Genomic DNA, 16,680 nt, shown 5'->3' with positions numbered 1-16,680 from the left:
CGGGCGCTTCGTGAGTTCCGGCATGCGGCTCCAGGCTCTCCCTCGGTTGCTCACCAGGGGCTTTACGGGCGCGCATGCCGGCTCTCGACGCCTAGAGTACGGGGGCGGCGAGACATAAGGGCTTCAGACGCCTGCAGCGGGATCAAGGGGGTCGTTTTCGCCGTCACTTCTCCTCCCAATCTGCATACCGACACGCCTCGAATTCCCGGCGCCCAGATCTACGAATATCCGACTCCCCGATCCCCGATCCCCGACCACCGACTCCGATCCCGAATCCCCCGCTTGACAGCCCCCGTCACCGCCACCTAAATTCATAACCACATAGTTATGTAACAACAAGGTTATGCAATGACGCCAACCACTCACCTCGACGCCACCTTCGCCGCGCTGGCCGATCCGACCCGTCGCGCGATCCTCGCGCGGCTGGCGCTGGGCGAGGCTTCGGTGACTGAGCTGGCCGAGCCTTTCGCCATGAGCCAGCCGGCGATTTCCAAGCATCTCAAGGTGCTGGAACTGGCCGGGCTGATCAGCCGCGGCCGCGATGCACAGCGCCGGCCGTGCCGGCTGGAGGCGGCGCCGCTGGCGGCCGCGAATGAATGGCTGGAGGCCTACCGCCAGCTCTGGGAAACCCGTTTCGAGAATCTCGATGTCCTGCTGCAGGAAATGCAGGCCGCCGAGCAGCAATCCACCCGCCGCAAGCCCCCCAAACCCCGCAAGAAACCTTGAAGGAAACCGCAATGAACCGTACCGGTACGCTTACCGTCAGCACGCCCGGCGATCGCGAAGTGCAGATGGTGCGGGTCTTCGCCGCGCCGCGCCGCCTGGTCTTTGCCGCCTTGAGCCAGGCCGAACTGCTCAAGCGCTGGTTTTCCGGCCCGCCGGGCTGGAGCCTGCAAACCTGCGAGATCGACGCCCGCGCCGGCGGCCGCTATCGCTACGTCTGGCATAACAGCGCCAGCGGCGAAGTAATGGGCATGAGCGGCGAGATCCTTGAATACGTCGCGCCCGAACGTATGGTCAGCAGCGAACGCTTCGACCAGGCCTGGTACGAAGGCGACGCGATTTCATCCATCGTGCTCAGCGAAGCCGCCGGCCAGACCACGCTGACATTGACCGTACGCTATGCCTCCCAGGAAGTGCGCGATGCCGTGATGAAGTTCCCGATGGCCGCAGGTGTCGAAATGGGCTACGACCGCCTGGCCGCGTGGCTGGCCACGGACGAAGCCGGCGCCGCGCTGGCCGACCTGGGCTGAGCGCATTGCCGCGCGCCTGACGATCGAGGTGCGTCCGCCGGCGCACCTCGATCGGCGCCTGCCGCGCATTGTCGCCGCAGCGCTTTGCATTCTGCTATTTATGTCCCCTGTCCGCCGCACCGGAGCCTGGCCGCGATGACGCAGAATTCCCGCAGGACTGCCGCCGGGGCGGACAACAACAAATCCGCGCGCGCGTCAAAGGCGAGGCCGGCAAAGGCATCGCCGGATCGAAACGCGGCGTCCAAATTTCCGGCAACGAAAGCGACGGCGAAGAAGCCCGCGGCCCGCGGAACCTCGACCACGCCGCAGCCCTCTCTACCGGCAAGACCGCCCCGCGAAAAAGCCGCGCCCAGCCCTGCCGCCAAGGCCGGCCGCCGACCCGCCGCTGCCCACAGCGACACCCTGCCGGCCCAACTCTGCGAACAGGCATTGGCCGCACTCCGGCAGCACGCCAGCGCCAAGGTGCGCGAAGGCATGGCGCGCTACGCCATTCCGAACGACAAGGCCCTGGGTGTCTCCATGCGCGATGTGCAGGCCGTGGCCAAACAGTTCGGCCGCAATCACGCGCTGGCCGAGGCGCTGTGGCAGACCGGCATCTACGAGGCGCGCATGCTCGCCTGCTACGTGGCTGCGCCGGCCCAGGTAACGCCGGCGCAGATGGAGCGCTGGGCGCGGGATTTCGACAACTGGGCGCACTGCGACACCGCCTGCTTCGCCCTGTTCGACCGCACGCCCCAGGCCTGGGACAAAGTGGAGGAATGGTCGGCCCGCGGCGAGGAATTCGTGCGCCGCGCCGCCTTCGCCCTGCTCGCCAGCCTCACCGTGCACGACAAGAAAGCCGGCGATGCGAACTACCTGCGCGGCCTGGAGCTGATCGAAGCCGCCGCCGCCGACGAACGCAATTTCGTCAAGAAGGCGGTGAACTGGGCGCTGCGTTCCATAGGCAAGCGCAATCCGCGGCTGCATGCGGCCGCGGTCGCTGTAGCCCGGCGCCTGGCGGCGGCGACAGCGGCCGCACCGCGCTGGGTCGGCAAGGACGCGCTGCGCGAACTCACCGGCGCCGCGGTCGTGGCGCGCATGGCGGCAAGGAAGAAGAAAGCCGGCTGAGCGCGACGCCGCAACGACGCAGCGGCTACTTGGCCACGGCGTGCGCCGCGTCCAGCCCCAGCAGATGCGATTCAATCGCCGCCACGTGCGCGTCGAGCCCGCCGAGTTCGCGCAGGGCCTGGGCCAGTCCCAGCACGTAATCGCGGTTCGCCCCGCTGGGCCCGTGCGAAACGGCGACCTGCCGTGCGATGTCCGCCTCCGGCGCCTCGCCCAGGAAGGCTTCATTGGCCGGGTCGGCCACATAGACCACGCCCTGCACGCAGCCGCCGTCGTCGAAGCAGAATTCCAGGCTGCGCCGGGCATAGCCGTTCTTCTCGCGATGATCCAGATGGGCGAACACATCCGGACTGATGCGATAGGCCATGCCGCGGCAGCGCGCGCCGGCGGACGCGATCAGGGTGACCACGCGGCCCGGCGCCTCGGGCGTGCCGCGGTGATCGTGCGAACCTTGCCAGAAGCGCCGCGCCCAACCCTGCAGCCAGGCGGGACGCCGCTCCAGCCAGGGAAAATCGACCTTGTAGATCAGCGAGCCGTAGCCGAACAGCCAGACCGTGTCCGTGTGTGCGGTCATGCGTGCCTCAGGGCCGGACCGGCGCCGCCGGCGGCGCGCCGGTGACCGCGGGGAACAGGCGCCGCAGCAGGCCCGGCGCCAGTGCGCGGTAGATGGTGTCGTGGCGCAGTTCCGCATGCGGCTCGTAGTGCCAGGACAGGCCCGGCGCCGAAGCGGCGCGCAGCGCTTCGGCCAGCTGCGCGGTGAACGGCGCGATATTGTCCTCGTCGGCGGAGGCGAACACGATGCGCGCCGGCTGGCGCGGCTGTGCCTTGAGCAGTTCCGGCGCCGCGCGCAGCAGGGCCTGGTTGTTCCACCACAGGCTGGGACTCAGCGCGATGCAGGTGCTGAACAGCGCCTCGGGCCCCAGGCAGGATTCGAGCACGAACAGCCCGGCCAGCGACTCGCCGATGATGGCGCGTTCGCCGCTGCTGCGGTAGCGCGCATCGACCTCCTTGAACAATTCCATCCGGATAAAACGCCGGAATGCAGCCGAGCCGCCGACACGCGGCGCGATCTTGCGGTCCTCGGCCACCTCGGTAGGCCCGGTCATGTCGCGGCGGCGCTCGGTGTTCTCGATGCCGACGATGATGAGCGGCCGCATCTGCCCCGCGCGGATGGCGGCATCGACCGTGGCCGCCACGTGCGGGAAGTCTTCCTGCAGGCCGCCGTCGGGCATGTACAGCACGGGATAGCGCGTCTGCGTCGCGGCGTAGTCCGGCGGCAGATAGACGGTCAGACGGCGCTTTTCCTTGAGTTCGGCCGAATCCAGCTCGAACTGCTGGTGCGGCGGCACCGCTGCGGACGCCGGCGCGGAGGCGGCCGCCGCCGCGCCCGCGGGCGCGGGCTGCATGCCGGAAACCGGACGCCGGCCCAGCTCCACCCAGGCAACCAGGCTGTCGATCGCAGCCACGATCTGGCCTATGTCGAAGCCCAGGTGTTCCTCGCCCGGCACGTACTGCTGCACGAAATTCGGCTCGCGTCCGGCACGGCGCACGGCCGCGGCATAGCTGTTGGTGGCTGCGGCGCTGACCAGCGGATCGTGCACGGTCTGCAGTGCGAGGAAGGGCTTGCCCAGCTTGCCGCTGGGCGCGTAGTTGCGGCGCAGGAAGTCGTAGGCCTTGGCATCGGCGGCATAGCGGCGCACGCCGGCATTGAGCGCGGCGTCATCGCCGCTGCCGGAATACAGCCAGTGCGCATTGCCGACCGGATTGCCGCCGGCCAGTTTCTGCGCCCGCGCCAGCATGAAACGGTTTACCGCGATCTGTTCGGCCACGGCTTCGGGCCTGATGCCCAGCAGCGCGGCCAGCGCGGCGCGCGCCGCAGGCTTGCCGGCCAGGGCGGCTTCGAGCTTGCCGACGCTGTCCGCGTCCGGCATCCGCGTATCGGCCACCGGCGCGATGTCGCCGATCACGCCGGGCAGGTAATAGTCGAACGCGGCCAGATTGGCGAAAGCCTGCTCGAACAGCGCATCGCCGCCGCCCAGCGTGCCGGCCAGGGAAAGCCCGCCGTCGTAGGCCGTACCCGGCTGCTCCAGCGCGTAGGCCACGCCCAGGCCGCCCATGGACTGGCCTATGGCATAGGTGCGGCGCGGCTTTCCCAGGATCTTGCCGAAATGTTTGCGCAGCCATTCGCTGTCGCGGTAGGCGTCCTCGATATTCCAGTCCGGCCGCGCATAGCCTGACTGGGCCAGGGCGAAACCGCGCTGCAGCATCACCACGCGGCCGCCGCCGGTATAGGGCTGGTCGTCGAAGCGCACCGGCTCGGGCGTGTTGCCGCGGAAGGAGACAATCAGTGCGCCGTTCCAGTTGGCCGGCACGTCGATGCGCCAGGCGGCGCCTTCGTGTTCGCCGACCAGGATGCGCGGCGCCGCAGCGGCGTTGTCCGCCGCGGCGGCCGCCGTCCAGCAGAAGATGAGCAGCAGCAAAGCAGACACACGCTTGAGCATGGATCGGAGCCCCGGAAAAAGACGCCGCAGTCTAGCCGCTGCGAAGGCCGTTGGCCCGCACCGCCGGCGGCGGCGGCGCAGACCGATCACGGCCGATTCATGCACGTGCGCACTGCGCCGTCATTCCTTCTCGCAGTTGATCATCCAGGGCACGCCGAAGCGGTCGGTGACGGTGCCGAAGCGCACCGCCCAGAAGGTGCGTTCCAGCGGCATGGTCACTTCGCCGCCGTCGGCCAGCACGGCGAAGACGCGCTCGGCCTCGGCCACCGAGTCCGGATGCAGGGCGACGGAAATGCCCTGCAGTTTCACGTAGGGGCAGTAAGGTTCCATTGCGTCGGACCCCATCAGCGTGCCGTCGCCTATGGTCATCATCGCGTGCATGATGTTGTTGGGCTTGGAATACGGCGGCGCGCCCTCTTCCATCGGCGGCGCGTCGCCCACGCGCATCAGGTCGACGATGGTGCCGCCGAGGTGTTCGGCGTAGTACTTGAACGCCGCTTCGCAGCTGTCGTTAAAGGTCAGGTAGGCATTGAGCTTCATGCGTGGGACTCCTTGGCTGGTCAGGGCCTGGCCCTGGTCGGAGAAGGCACAGGACTCCGCCGCGGCGGATACGTCCTGCACCGGGAGCTGATGTTCCGCCCGCCGCAACGGCGGCGAAAGCGGGCTCCTGGCCAAGCGTCGAAGCAGCGCCGGCGGAATCGACACGGCGCGGCGGAAATTTTCGCGGAATTGCAGAACGGTCCGCGCCGCGGCGGACGCGCCCGCCACGGCGAACGCGCCATTCCGGCAACAGCGGCGGCGCTGCCTCAGCCCGCCTTCGCGCGGTATTTGTCGGCGACGTAGTGCTCGACGAGGCTGACGAACTCGTCGGCGATGCCCTCGCCGCGCAGCGTGTGGGTCTTCACGCCGTCGATGAACACCGGCGCCGACGGCGCCTCGCCGCTGCCCGGCAGGGAGATGCCGATATTGGCATGCTTGGACTCGCCCGGTCCGTTCACGACACAGCCCATCACTGCGAGGGTGAGGTTTTCCACGCCGTCGTACTGGATGCGCCATTCCGGCATGCGCGCGCGCACGTGGTCCTGCACCTTCTTGGCCAGTTCCTGGAAGAACGTGGAGGTGGTGCGGCCGCAGCCCGGACAGGCCGTGACCATGGGCGTGAACGCGCGCAGGCCCATGGTCTGCAGCAGTTCCTGCGCGACCACGACTTCGCGCGTGCGCGGCTCCTGCGGCTCAGGCGTGAGCGAGATGCGGATGGTGTCGCCTATGCCTTCCTGCAGCAGCACGGCCAGGGCCGCACTGGAGGCGACCACGCCCTTGGAACCGATGCCGGCCTCGGTCAGGCCCAGGTGCAGGGCGTAGTCGCTGCGCGCGGCCAGGTCGCGGTAGACCGCGATCAGTTCCTGCACGCCGGAAACCTTGCAGGAAAGAATGATGCGGTTGCGCGCCAAGCCGATTTCCTCGGCGCGGGCGGCGGAATCCAGCGCCGAGCGGATCAGCGCTTCGCGCATCACCCGCGGCGCATCCCAGGGCTGCGCACGCTCGTGGTTCTCGTCCATCATGCGCGCCAGCAGTTCCTGGTCCAGCGAGCCCCAGTTCGCACCGATGCGCACCGGCTTGCCATGGCGTATGGCCAGCTCGACGATGGTGGAGAACTGCACGTCCTTCTTCTTGCCGAAGCCGACGTTGCCGGGATTGATGCGGTACTTGGCCAGAGCCTCGGCCGCGGCCGGCTCGTTGGTGAGCAGGGTATGGCCGTTGTAGTGGAAGTCGCCGATCAGCGGCACGCCCACGCCCATCATGTCCAGGCGCTCGCGGATGCGCGGCACGGCGGCAGCGGCCTCGGCGGTATTGACGGTCAGGCGCACCAGCTCGGAACCGGCCCGCCACAGCTCGGCCACCTGCTTCGTCGTCGCCGCCACGTCCGCGGTATCGGTGTTGGTCATCGACTGCACGACGATCGGCGCCGGCGCGCCGACCTGCACGCCGGCGACATCGACGCCCACGCTGTGGCGGCGCAGTGCGGCGGCGGCTATGCGGGTTTCGGGGGTGGAATTCATGCGGAAGGCTGGCGGGCGTAAAGAATGCGGAGTTTATCGGGATTCGAGAGCCGGGACTGGGGATTCGGGATTGGGGACTCGTAGACAAAACCCCAGCCCGCTCTTGCCAATCCCGAATCCCCAATCCCGGCTTCTCAGCCGCGCGTCCCGTCGGCCCGCAGCTCCTCTTCCTCCGCCTCCACCGCTGCGGATTCCGCCAGTTCCTCCTGCGTGGGCGCGCGCCCGATCAGCACGCGCTGGTAGGAATTGCTCGCGTCCACCACGGTCACGTCGCCCAGGCGGGCGACGCTGGCCTGGGTTTCCCAGTCCAGCGGGTCGGCCGGGCGGGTCAGTTCCAGCTCGTGCGCGTGGCGGTCGAACAGGTGCGGCGCCAGCAGGGTCATGGCATGGCCGTTGTCCTGGTCCAGCAGCAGCACGCCGCGCATGGCCGCGCGCACCTGGCCGGTGACCTCGAAACTGGCCAGGCCCACGGGCTGGGCGCGGCGCGCCAGCAGTTCCACGCCGGCATCGACCGAGTCGGCGTCGTCAATGCGGATCCAGCGGATCACGCCGACCATCCAGTCCTGCTGCTCGTCGTCGGCGTCGTCCGGATCCAGGGTCTGGGCCAGGCCGACCAGCTCGCCGACCTTGGCCCGGGCCAGGTCGGCCTTGTCCCAGACCAGGCGGTAGCCGCCCAGGCTCTGGTCCAGCACGCGGGCGCGCTGCACGGCGGGCCTGGCCTCGCTGGCCTGGCTGGCCCAGGCCGCGGCGGAATCGCGCTCGGACAGGCTGATGGCCTGGCCGCGCACGCGGCGCAGGAAGGCGTCGAAATCCTCGCCCGCCAGCATGTGGTGCAGGGCGTGCAGGCCGATCACGCTGTCCAGCATATGGCCGGCCGGCAGGCGCGTATGGCCGCGTTCAGCGCCGCCGCCCCAGCTGCGCATCAGGCGCTCCACCACGATACGGCGCGCCTGCACCGCCGGGCCGCCCTTGAGGCGGAAACTCAGCAGGTCGGCGCCGGGCGGCAGCCGCCGCACCTGGTCTTCCACCGCCTGCTGCACCGGGTGGGCATCGAAGGAAAGCAGGCCCTCGGCGGCCAGCTGGCGTTCCTCGGGCACGTAGCCCACGCCCTGGTCGGCATCGGTCAGCACGGCGAAGCCGGCGGCGCCGGCGCGGGTGGGCGCGATGCGGCACAGCGGCGCCAGCACCCGGGTCAGGGCGAACACGTCGCTCATCTCGCGCTGGGTGTAGCGGTAGGGATTGCTCAATGCCAGCAGCAGCGCATGGGCATAGGCGTGGCGCGGCGACAGCTCGGCGCCGCCCAGGCTGGGGTCGGCCGCGGCCTTGTCGTCCAGGCGCAGCGCCGCGGCGGCCATGTAGATATCGTGCAGGCGCAGCCAGATGCCCTGCGGCGGCGTGTGATACAGCGCATAGGCCTTGCCCAGCAGACTGCCGTAGTGCTGCAGCGCCCGCACCGCGGCCAGCGCCACCGATTTTCCCTTGAGAAACGGCACCTTGCCGGCGGGCGCGCAGAAATCGTGCAGCGCCTGCTCGTAGGCCAGGGCCAGCTCGCGCTCGAAATCCTGCGCCATGCGCGCCTGCTGCTGGCGCGCGGGCGCCAGCGGGAAGGTCTCCAGCAGGATCTGCCGGTCGATCGCGCCGACCACCTGCAGCGCCGGCCCGCGCAGCAGCTCGATCGCGTCCAGCCGCTGCTGGGCGTCGATGCGCATGCGGTTAATCACCATCAGCGCGTCCAGCAGCTGGCGCGAGGTCGCGGCGGGATTGGCCAGCGGCAGGTGATTGAGCCAGTTGCGCACGGCCTTGGCGTCGGTCGCGAAGTCGTCCCGCTGCGGCGGATGCCGTTCGGGCCAGTCGCGGACCAGGCGGTTGAGCCATTCACTCATCGAGGTTGCCCCTGTGGCTTCCTTCGGACAGTCATCAGTTTAGACCGCAAAGCTGAGATTTGACGTCATCCTCACGCCGCCTTTTCCCGGCGCAGCCCCGCCAGCACCAGGCGCTGCAGCCAGCGCTCGCCCGCCGAGGCCGGCGCAGCCAGCCCGAGGCGCTGCAGCAATTCCCGTTCCTGCGGCTGCGGGCTGCCGCTGCGCAGGGCGCGCCAGAGCAGGCTCAGCTTGCCGCGGCGGGTGCTCCCGCGCTGCTTGAGCCAGTTCAGTGCCCCGGCCAGTTGCAGCTCGGCCGGGGTGAAATCGCTGCCGAAGGGGAATGCATCAAACAGGCCACGCCTGCGCAGCGGCGCCAGGGCCTGGGCCAGCTGCTCCGGGGTATTGCGCCGCCAGGCGGCTGGGATGACGAAATCCGGCGCCAGCTTGCCGGCCTGGCGCGCCTGCTCGGCCAGCGCATCGACAAAGCGCGCATCGCTGATGGCGAGCATGGCGCGCACGCAGTCCTCGTCGGATTTGCCGCGCAGGTCGGCCACGCCGTATTCGGTCACGAATACGTCGCGCAGGTGGCGCGGGATGGTGGTGTGTCCATAATTCCACAAGATGCTGGAACGCGCCTTGTCGCCGCTGCCGCGGCTGGCGCGCAGCAGCAGCATGGAGCGTCCGTCGCGCAGGGCGTGGGCCATGGCGACGAAGTTGTACTGGCCGCCCACGCCGCTGACCACGCGGCCGTCCTCCAGCGCATCGGACACCGCCGCGCCCAGCAGCGTGGCCATCATGCAGGTGTTGAAGAAGCGGCCGTGGCGGCGCTGCAGCGCGTCGAGGATCTCGCGCCCGCCGTAGAGCTGGTTGATATCCGACACGCGGGTCATGGACAGGCCATCGAAGTCCGGCCCCGCCAGCCCGCCCAGCCAGCGGTAGAACTCCGCCGAGCCGAGGAAGAAGGCGCCGCGCAGATAGCGCCCGTCGCGCAGGCTGCGCCCGCTCATGGCCCGGCCCAGGGCGGCGCGGGCGGGCAGCTCGCGCTGGTCGCAGGGCACGCGCTCGCCGTCGGGCAGCAGCACGCTGTCGCCGTCGATGCGGCTGCCTTCGGGCAGCAGGCCGCAGCGCACCAGGCGGGCCAGGTCCGGCAGCTGGATCAGCCCCGGCAGCGCGCCGGCCGCGTGCAGCCGCTCCACGTCGCCGGGACGGATGGTTTCGCCGATCAGGCCTTCGGCCAGGGCCTGCTCCAGCGGGAAATCGTCAAACACGCGGCGCTTGAGCACGCCGCCCCTGGCCAGGTGCATGAAGCCGTCCATGACCATCTCGCTGGCGCCGTACAGGCCGCGCTCGAACGGCTGCAGCCCGCCGATGCGCCCGGCCAGTTCGCTGGCGCCGCCCAGCGCGGCCAGCGCCTCGCCGTAGGCAGCCGGATCGCGCTGGCGCAGCAGCAGCGCGTGCACCACCGCGTCCGACAGCGCGCCGATGCCGATTTGCAGGGTGCCGCCGTCGGCAACCAGGGTGCTGGCGTGCAGGCCAAGGGCAAATTCGGCGGTACTGACCGACTCCCGCGGCAGCGCGAACAGCACATGGTCGCAGGCGGGGTCGTCCAGCAGCACGTCGAAGAAATCCGCGCCGATCTCCGCCTCGTTGGCAATGAACGGCAGGCGCGGGTGGACCACGCCGACCACCAGCGGCCGCGGCCGGCCCTGGGCCGCCATTTCGTCGAGCAGGTCCTGGGTCACGTCCGGATTGCTGGCCAGGCTCAGGCGCTCGCGGCCGCCGTCCACGCGCCGCGCCACCATCTGCACCACGACATTGATCCCGGCCACCGCCATGTCGCGCGCGACATGGGTGTAGTTCAGGCAGGTGTATTCGCGCTGGGCCTGGGCGTTGTCCAGCAAGCCGCCGGACTGCAAATAGAACTCGCTGACCCGGATATGCGCCGGCAACCGGCCATCGCGGCGGGCGACGGCGTAGTCCAGGTCCGGATAGTCGGCGCCGAAATGGCGTGCCAGGAAGGGTTCGAGGAAGCGCCGCTCCAGCTCGGATTTCGGCTTGGGCCGGACCAGCGACAGCGCGGTGAAGATATGCAGCTGGCGCGAGGCATCCGCCGCCACTGCCTGGTACAGCGCGTTGAGCAGCACATTCGGCTTGCCCAGTCCCAGCGGCGCGGCCAGGCGTATCGCCGCGCCGCCATGGGCCAGGATGCGCGCGACCGTATCGGCCACCGCGCCTTGACGTTCCACAGGTCTCATTGCGTCTCCGTTCGCGGACCGGCGCGGCCGGGCACGAAGGTCCGCTGCGGCCCGCCGCCGGCGCCGAGTATGCTAGGAGCCGCGCCCTTCTGTCATGGATAGCCGCCCGTATGCGTTAAAGTCGGTGCGCATGCTCCAGGACCGCCGCCGGCGGCCCGCTGCACAGCGCCTTCGTAGCAGCAGCCCGGCGGCCGCAAGGCCGGCCCAGCGAGGAACGAATGAGCGAGCGCTTCCGCATTGCCATCGTCGGCTCCGGCCCGGGCGGCATCTCGGCCGCGGCGCGTGCGGCCGAACGCGGCGAATCGCATGTGCTGCTGGAAGCCGAGCCGCACCTGTCCAACACCATCTTCCGTTACCAGAAAGGCAAATTCGTCATGGACGAGCCGGGGATACTCCCGCTGCGCTCGCCCGTGCCGTTCAAGGCCGGTTCGCGCGAGGCCATCCTCGACGCCTGGAACGAATCCGCCGCACGGCTGAAGATCAACGTGCGCCACAACCACGAAGTCAGCGCGATCAGGCGCCGCGACGATGGCCTGTTCCAGCTCGACTGCGCCAACGGCGCGCGCTTCGAGGCCCAGTTCGTGGTGCTGGGCATAGGCCTGCAGGGCAATATCCGCAAGCTGGGCACGCCGGGCGAGGACCTGCCCTTCGTGCAATACCAGCTGGACGATCCGGATGAATACGAAGGCGAGACCATCGTCGTCGTCGGCGCCGGCGACGCGGCGATAGAAAACGCCATCGCCCTGGCGAAGCAGAACAATGTCGTCATCATCAACCGCCGCGACGAATTCGCCCGCGCCAAGAAAGGCAACGAGACCGCCATACTCAAGGCCATCGAGGACGGCCTGATCGAGTGCTACTACAACGCCGCGCCCGAGCGCGTCGATGCCCTCAGCGTAGGCCGCAAGAAAGGCCGCATGGTGCTGTCCACGCCCAACGGCAAGGCGCAGCTGCTGATCGACCGCGTCATCGCCCGCCTCGGCGCCACCGCGCCGCGCGGCTTTGTCGAAGCCTGCGGCGTAGTCTTTCCCAGCAAGGATCCGGCCGCAGTGCCGGCGATCAGCCCGCAGTACGAATCCAATGTGAAAGGCCTCTACATCGTCGGCGCGCTGGGCGGCTATCCGCTGATCAAGCAGGCGATGAACCAGGGCTACGAAGTCATCGAATACATCCGCGGCGAGCGCGTGGAACCCGCCGACGAGCCGCTGCTGAAAGCCAAGCTCGGCGGCATGCCCGGCTTCCGCGGCGTGGACGAGGCGCTGGCGCGGATCCAGAAAAACGTGCGCGTGCTGTCGCATATCACGCCGCTGCAACTGCGCGAATTCATGCTGGATTCGGACCTGCGCACGCCGCGCCCCGGCGAAACCGTGTTCGCGCGCAACGATTACACCAACAGTTTCTATTCCATCGTCGACGGCGAAGTGCATATCGCCCTGGACGATGCCGGCCAGCAGCACATCACTCTGCGCCGCGGCGAATTCTTCGGCGAAATGGGCCTGATCTCCGGCCGGCGCCGCTCCGCCACGGTCAAGGCCGGTGCCGGCTGCGTGCTGATAGAGACACCGCGGCGCTCCATGAACCGGCTGATCAACTCGGTGGCCGCGGTCAAGCGCGAGATCGACGAGGTCTTCATCCTGCGCGCGATCCAGTCGCGCTTCGCGCCCGAGGCCAGCGCCGAGCAGCTCAAGGAAATGGTCGCCGGCGCCACCTTGCAGAAATTCGCCGCCGGCGACGTGCTGTTCAGCGAAGGCGAGATCGGCGACTGCCTGCACCTGGTGCGGGTGGGCTCGCTGACCATCTCGCGCACCATCGGCGGCAAGGACGTGGTGCTGTCCTACGTGCCGGCCGGCAACTACGTCGGCGAGATGGCCCTGCTCGGCGAATCGCGTCGCTCGGCCACCGCGCGCGCGTCCATCGCCACCGAGACCGTGCGCCTGGACGGCGACAGCTTCAAGAAACTGGTCAACCGCATGCCCGTGCTCAAGCTGCGCCTGCAGGCCGAATACCGCCAGCGCGCCGCCTCCAACCTGGCCATGCAGGCCCTGCCCAGCGGCGGCGACATCATCCAGTTCCTGCTGGCACAAGGCGCCGGCGAAGCCACCGACATCCTGCTGATCGACGAATCCCTGTGCGTGCGCTGCGACAACTGCGAGAAAGCCTGCGCCGAAACCCACGGCGGCACCTCGCGCCTGGACCGCGAGGCCGGCCCCACCTATGCCAGCGTGCATGTACCCACCTCCTGCCGCCACTGCGAACACCCGCACTGCATGAAAGACTGCCCGCCGGACGCCCTGCGCCGCGCGCCCAACGGCGAGGTCTACATCGCCGACAACTGCATAGGCTGCGGCAACTGCGAGCGCAACTGTCCTTATGGCGTGATCCATATGGCATCCAAGCCGCCGAAGAAACCGGGGCTGCTGAGCTGGTTGCTGCTGGGACTGGGGCCGGGACCGGGCGAGGCGCCGTACGATCCGAAGAAATCGAAGAAGGAGCCTAAGGAAAAGAAGGCCGTCAAATGCGATATGTGCAAAGACGAGAAAGGCGGGCCGGCCTGTGTGCGCGCCTGCCCTACCGGCGCCGCCATCCGCATTTCGCCTGAAGAGTTTCCGGCTTATGCGCAGTCGCGGCGGTGATCGCCATGAACGCCCGCCACGAATCCATCCTCAACCACGCCCGCTCGCGCTGGCTGTGGTTCTCGCTGGCCCTGTCGCTGACCTGCCTCATCGCCTACGCCTGGCACTCGCCGTCCGTGCCACCCAACGGCGGCACCTGGCTGGGCTATACGCTGGGCACGATTGCCGGCCTGCTCATCCTCTGGCTGATGCTGTTCGGCCTGCGCAAGCGCTCCTACTCCGGCAGCTCCAGCCTGCGCGGCTGGCTGTCCGCGCACATTTATCTGGGCACCACGCTGATCCTGATTGCCCTGCTGCATGCGGGCTTCCAGGTCGGCTGGAACCTGCACACCTTCTTCCTGATCCTGATGCTGCTGGTGATCTTCTCCGGCTTCTTCGGCGTCTACTGCTACCTGCGCTACCCCACGCTGATGACGCGCAACCGCGACAGCGCCACGCGCAGCGCCATGCTGGAGGAAATCGCCGAGCTGGACCAGAACGCCCTCGCCCTGGCCGACGGCATCGATCCCAAGGTGCACAGCATCGTGCTGCGCTCCATCCAGAACACCCGCCTCGGCGGCGGCGTGCTCACCCAGTTGCGCGCGCGCGATGATTCCGACGCCGCGCTGGCCGGCATCCGCGCCGCACTGGAAGCACGCGAGAAAAACAACCAGGCCGCCGGCGGTGCCAAGTCCGGCCAGACCATCTTCGCCATGGTCGACTTCCTCGCCAGCGGCACCAACGACCGCCAGGCCGAAGCCCTGCGCAAGCTGATCGACCTGCTCTCGCGCAAGAAAGCCCTGGCCTCGAAAGTCGCCCGCGACATCCAGTACCAGGCGCTGATGGAAATCTGGCTGTACTTCCATGTGCCGCTGTCGTTCGCGACGGTGGCGGGGCTGATCGCCCATGTCGTTTCCGTATTCTTCTACTGGTAGCGCCATGCAGCGAATCGCCAACCGCCACTCGCCGGCACCTCCACGCCGCACCGTCGCGATGCACGCCCAGCGTCGCCGGCCGCTCCGGAACCGCCCATGCGCTGGCTGATCCGCCGCGTCCTCAAGCAAGGCAAAGGCGCCGTCTCCTACGAGGAAGACGTGCACTTCGGCGAGGTGCTGTCGATAGGCCGCGCCGCCGACCAGGCGATCTTTCTTTCCGATATCCGCGCCGCGCTGAACCATGCGCGCGTCACCGCGATCAGCCCGGGCAACTACAAGGTCGAATCGCTGATCCTGGCGGGCATCCGCGTCAACGGTGCGCTGACCTATGCGGCCAATGTCGGCGCCGGCGCGACGGTGGAGATCGCCTCGACCCGCATCACCCTGCTCGATCCGCCGCGCGACTTCGAAGCCGCGGTGGAAATCAGCGCACTGGACAAGACCGAGCAGGAAGCCGCCAAGGCCAGGCGCGCCAAGCCCACGTCGCTCAAGCAGACCTGGCTGGGCAAACGCCTGCCGTCCTGGTTCGCCTTCGTCGCCGTGCTGCTGTTCGGACTGCTGCTGCCGCTGGCTTCGCATTTCGTTCCGCCGCTGGGCCGGCTGCTGGCGCATACCGGCCTGCCGACCACGGCAAGCTGGAACCCCGGCCCGCTCGACGCCGCGCACCGCTTCTTCGGCGACGACTGCAAGCAATGCCATGCCAAGCCGTTCCTCACCGTGCGCGATACCGCCTGCACCCACTGCCATACGCGCATGGCCGCGCACGCCGATCCAGCCCACTTCAACCTGCCCCAGCTCGGCGAGGCGCGCTGCGCCAGCTGTCATCAGGACCATCTCGGCCTGGCCGGCATGGTCAATACCGGCCAGCAGCTGTGCAGCGGCTGTCATGCCGATCTGAAGACCCGCACTGCCGGCGCCAGCCAGCTCGAAGCCGCAACCGATTTCGGCAAGGCTCATCCCGAATTCCGCCTGCGCCTGCCGGCCTGGGATGCCAGCGGCCAGTTCACGCCGCAACTCACGCGCCTGACGCCGCAGCTGAAAGAAAACTCCGGCCTGAAATTCGACCATGCCCTGCATCTCAAGCCCGGCCTGAATTCGCCCGGCGGCCGGCGCGATCTGCACTGCGCCAGCTGCCACCAGCCCGACGCCGGCGGCCTCGCCATGAAGCCCGTCGCCTTTGAAAGCATGTGCCATGACTGCCATACGCTGGGCTTCGACACCTTCGCTCCGGATCGCCAGGTGCCGCATGCGAAAGTCGCCGAAGTGGTCTATATGCTGGATGACTACTACGCCAAGCGCGCGCTGGAAGGCGGCTACACGGAAACCAGCGCGCCCGGCTTCGTACAGCAGCGCCGCCGTCCCGGCGAAGCCAGCCTCAGCCCGCAGCAGACCATCGAAGCCCTGAGCTGGGCGCGCGACAAATCGCGCCAGGTCGCCGACAGCCTCTTCACCGGCCGCGCCTGTGTCACCTGTCACACCGTAACGCGCGACGCCGCCGCAGCGAATACGCCCGGCGCCGGCTGGAAGATCGCGCCGGTGCGCGTGGCCGGCATCTGGTATGCCGAGGCGAAATTCACCCACGCCAAACATTCCACGATGCAATGCAAGGACTGTCATCAGGCCGACACATCGACCAGCGCCGGGGACCTGCTGATCCCCGGCATAGCCAACTGCCGCCAGTGCCACGCCGGCGAATCCGGCGGCAGCAAGGTGGCCAGCACCTGTATCGCCTGCCACCGCTATCATCAGGCGGAAAATCTGCTGCTGAAACAGCTGTAGCGCGCCCGGCACCGCGCTGCCGCCATCAGAACGCAATGATCTGCTTCAGCTGTCGCGTGCCACTGCCCGCCTCACGCAGCGCCCGAAACGTCAGGCTGATCCGCTCACCGGCACTGCGCGGAATCGCGTGCTGCCAGAACGCCTGCACCTGCGCCGTCATATGCAGCCTCGTCCTGAAAATGAAACCCGGAAAGAATTCAGAACAGCTCATCACCCTTGCCTGCCGTTGCGGTTGCCGTTGCGGTTGCGGTTGCGGTTGCGGTTGCGGTTGCCCGTGATTGTGCTTCGGCTTGTGCCCTTGCTGTGGCTGTGGCTGTGG

13 protein-coding genes are annotated in these 16,680 nt (G+C 68.6%); 6 read left to right on the top strand and 7 right to left on the bottom strand.

The features are described 5' to 3' along the window. Positions 1 to 348 precede the first annotated feature (348 nt). The 3 genes from NM961_RS16940 to NM961_RS16930 all read left to right on the top strand — a co-directional run bounded on the left by NM961_RS16940 (position 349) and on the right by NM961_RS16930 (position 2,360). Positions 349 to 726, top strand: a complete 378-nt coding sequence (locus tag NM961_RS16940; protein WP_255915597.1) for an ArsR/SmtB family transcription factor — start codon at positions 349 to 351, stop codon at positions 724 to 726. Between the two features lie 11 nt (positions 727 to 737). Next, the gene (locus NM961_RS16935) at positions 738 to 1,253 is read left to right on the top strand and encodes an SRPBCC family protein (protein ID WP_255915596.1); all 516 of its coding nucleotides are present in this window, start codon (positions 738 to 740) and stop codon (positions 1,251 to 1,253) included. 429 nt (positions 1,254 to 1,682) lie between these two features. Further along, positions 1,683 to 2,360: a DNA alkylation repair protein gene (locus NM961_RS16930; RefSeq protein WP_255915595.1), complete on the top strand. Its 678-nt coding sequence runs from the start codon at positions 1,683 to 1,685 to the stop codon at positions 2,358 to 2,360. Between the two features lie 25 nt (positions 2,361 to 2,385). Here NM961_RS16930 and NM961_RS16925 read toward each other — a convergent pair whose 3' ends face one another. The 6 genes from NM961_RS16925 to NM961_RS24035 form a co-directional block, all read right to left on the bottom strand. Beyond that, entirely contained in the window at positions 2,386 to 2,931 is a 546-nt protein-coding gene (locus NM961_RS16925; RefSeq protein WP_255915594.1) for a gamma-glutamylcyclotransferase, read from the bottom strand. A gap of 7 nt (positions 2,932 to 2,938) precedes the next feature. Continuing rightward, the gene (locus tag NM961_RS16920) at positions 2,939 to 4,858 is read right to left on the bottom strand and encodes an alpha/beta hydrolase-fold protein (protein WP_255915593.1); all 1,920 of its coding nucleotides are present in this window, start codon (positions 4,856 to 4,858) and stop codon (positions 2,939 to 2,941) included. Positions 4,859 to 4,978: 120 nt separating this feature from the next. After that, a complete protein-coding gene (locus NM961_RS16915; protein ID WP_255915592.1) occupies positions 4,979 to 5,398 on the bottom strand; it encodes a VOC family protein in 420 nt (139 codons plus the stop codon). A gap of 266 nt (positions 5,399 to 5,664) precedes the next feature. Then, positions 5,665 to 6,918 (bottom strand): flavodoxin-dependent (E)-4-hydroxy-3-methylbut-2-enyl-diphosphate synthase, encoded by a 1,254-nt coding sequence (gene ispG, locus NM961_RS16910; protein WP_255915591.1) that lies wholly within the window; start codon positions 6,916 to 6,918, stop codon positions 5,665 to 5,667. A gap of 134 nt (positions 6,919 to 7,052) precedes the next feature. Then, the gene (locus NM961_RS16905) at positions 7,053 to 8,801 is read right to left on the bottom strand and encodes a cyclic-di-GMP receptor FimW-related protein (protein ID WP_255915590.1); all 1,749 of its coding nucleotides are present in this window, start codon (positions 8,799 to 8,801) and stop codon (positions 7,053 to 7,055) included. Positions 8,802 to 8,872: 71 nt separating this feature from the next. Beyond that, positions 8,873 to 11,035 carry an acetyl-CoA hydrolase/transferase C-terminal domain-containing protein gene (locus tag NM961_RS24035; protein WP_305119224.1) on the bottom strand — a complete coding sequence of 721 codons (2,163 nt, stop codon included), beginning with the start codon at positions 11,033 to 11,035 and terminating at the stop codon, positions 8,873 to 8,875. Between the two features lie 218 nt (positions 11,036 to 11,253). Between NM961_RS24035 and NM961_RS16895 the strand changes: the two genes are divergently transcribed. The 3 genes from NM961_RS16895 to NM961_RS16885 all read left to right on the top strand — a co-directional run bounded on the left by NM961_RS16895 (position 11,254) and on the right by NM961_RS16885 (position 16,361). Further along, positions 11,254 to 13,668: a cyclic nucleotide-binding domain-containing protein gene (locus NM961_RS16895; RefSeq protein WP_255915589.1), complete on the top strand. Its 2,415-nt coding sequence runs from the start codon at positions 11,254 to 11,256 to the stop codon at positions 13,666 to 13,668. A gap of 5 nt (positions 13,669 to 13,673) precedes the next feature. Continuing rightward, a complete protein-coding gene (locus tag NM961_RS16890; RefSeq protein ID WP_255915588.1) occupies positions 13,674 to 14,582 on the top strand; it encodes a hypothetical protein in 909 nt (302 codons plus the stop codon). Between the two features lie 96 nt (positions 14,583 to 14,678). Beyond that, positions 14,679 to 16,361 (top strand): cytochrome c3 family protein, encoded by a 1,683-nt coding sequence (locus tag NM961_RS16885; protein ID WP_255915587.1) that lies wholly within the window; start codon positions 14,679 to 14,681, stop codon positions 16,359 to 16,361. Between the two features lie 25 nt (positions 16,362 to 16,386). On the opposite strand, the gene NM961_RS16880 is transcribed toward NM961_RS16885, so the two are convergent. Next, positions 16,387 to 16,572 carry a hypothetical protein gene (locus tag NM961_RS16880; RefSeq protein ID WP_255915586.1) on the bottom strand — a complete coding sequence of 62 codons (186 nt, stop codon included), beginning with the start codon at positions 16,570 to 16,572 and terminating at the stop codon, positions 16,387 to 16,389. Positions 16,573 to 16,680 lie beyond the last annotated feature (108 nt).

This window comes from Tahibacter harae (assembly GCF_024437735.1).
GTDB classification, from domain to species: Bacteria; Pseudomonadota; Gammaproteobacteria; order Xanthomonadales; family Rhodanobacteraceae; genus Tahibacter; species Tahibacter harae.
The sequence above is the reverse complement of the archived record's forward strand: the minus strand, read 5'-3'. Positions and strand labels throughout refer to the sequence as shown.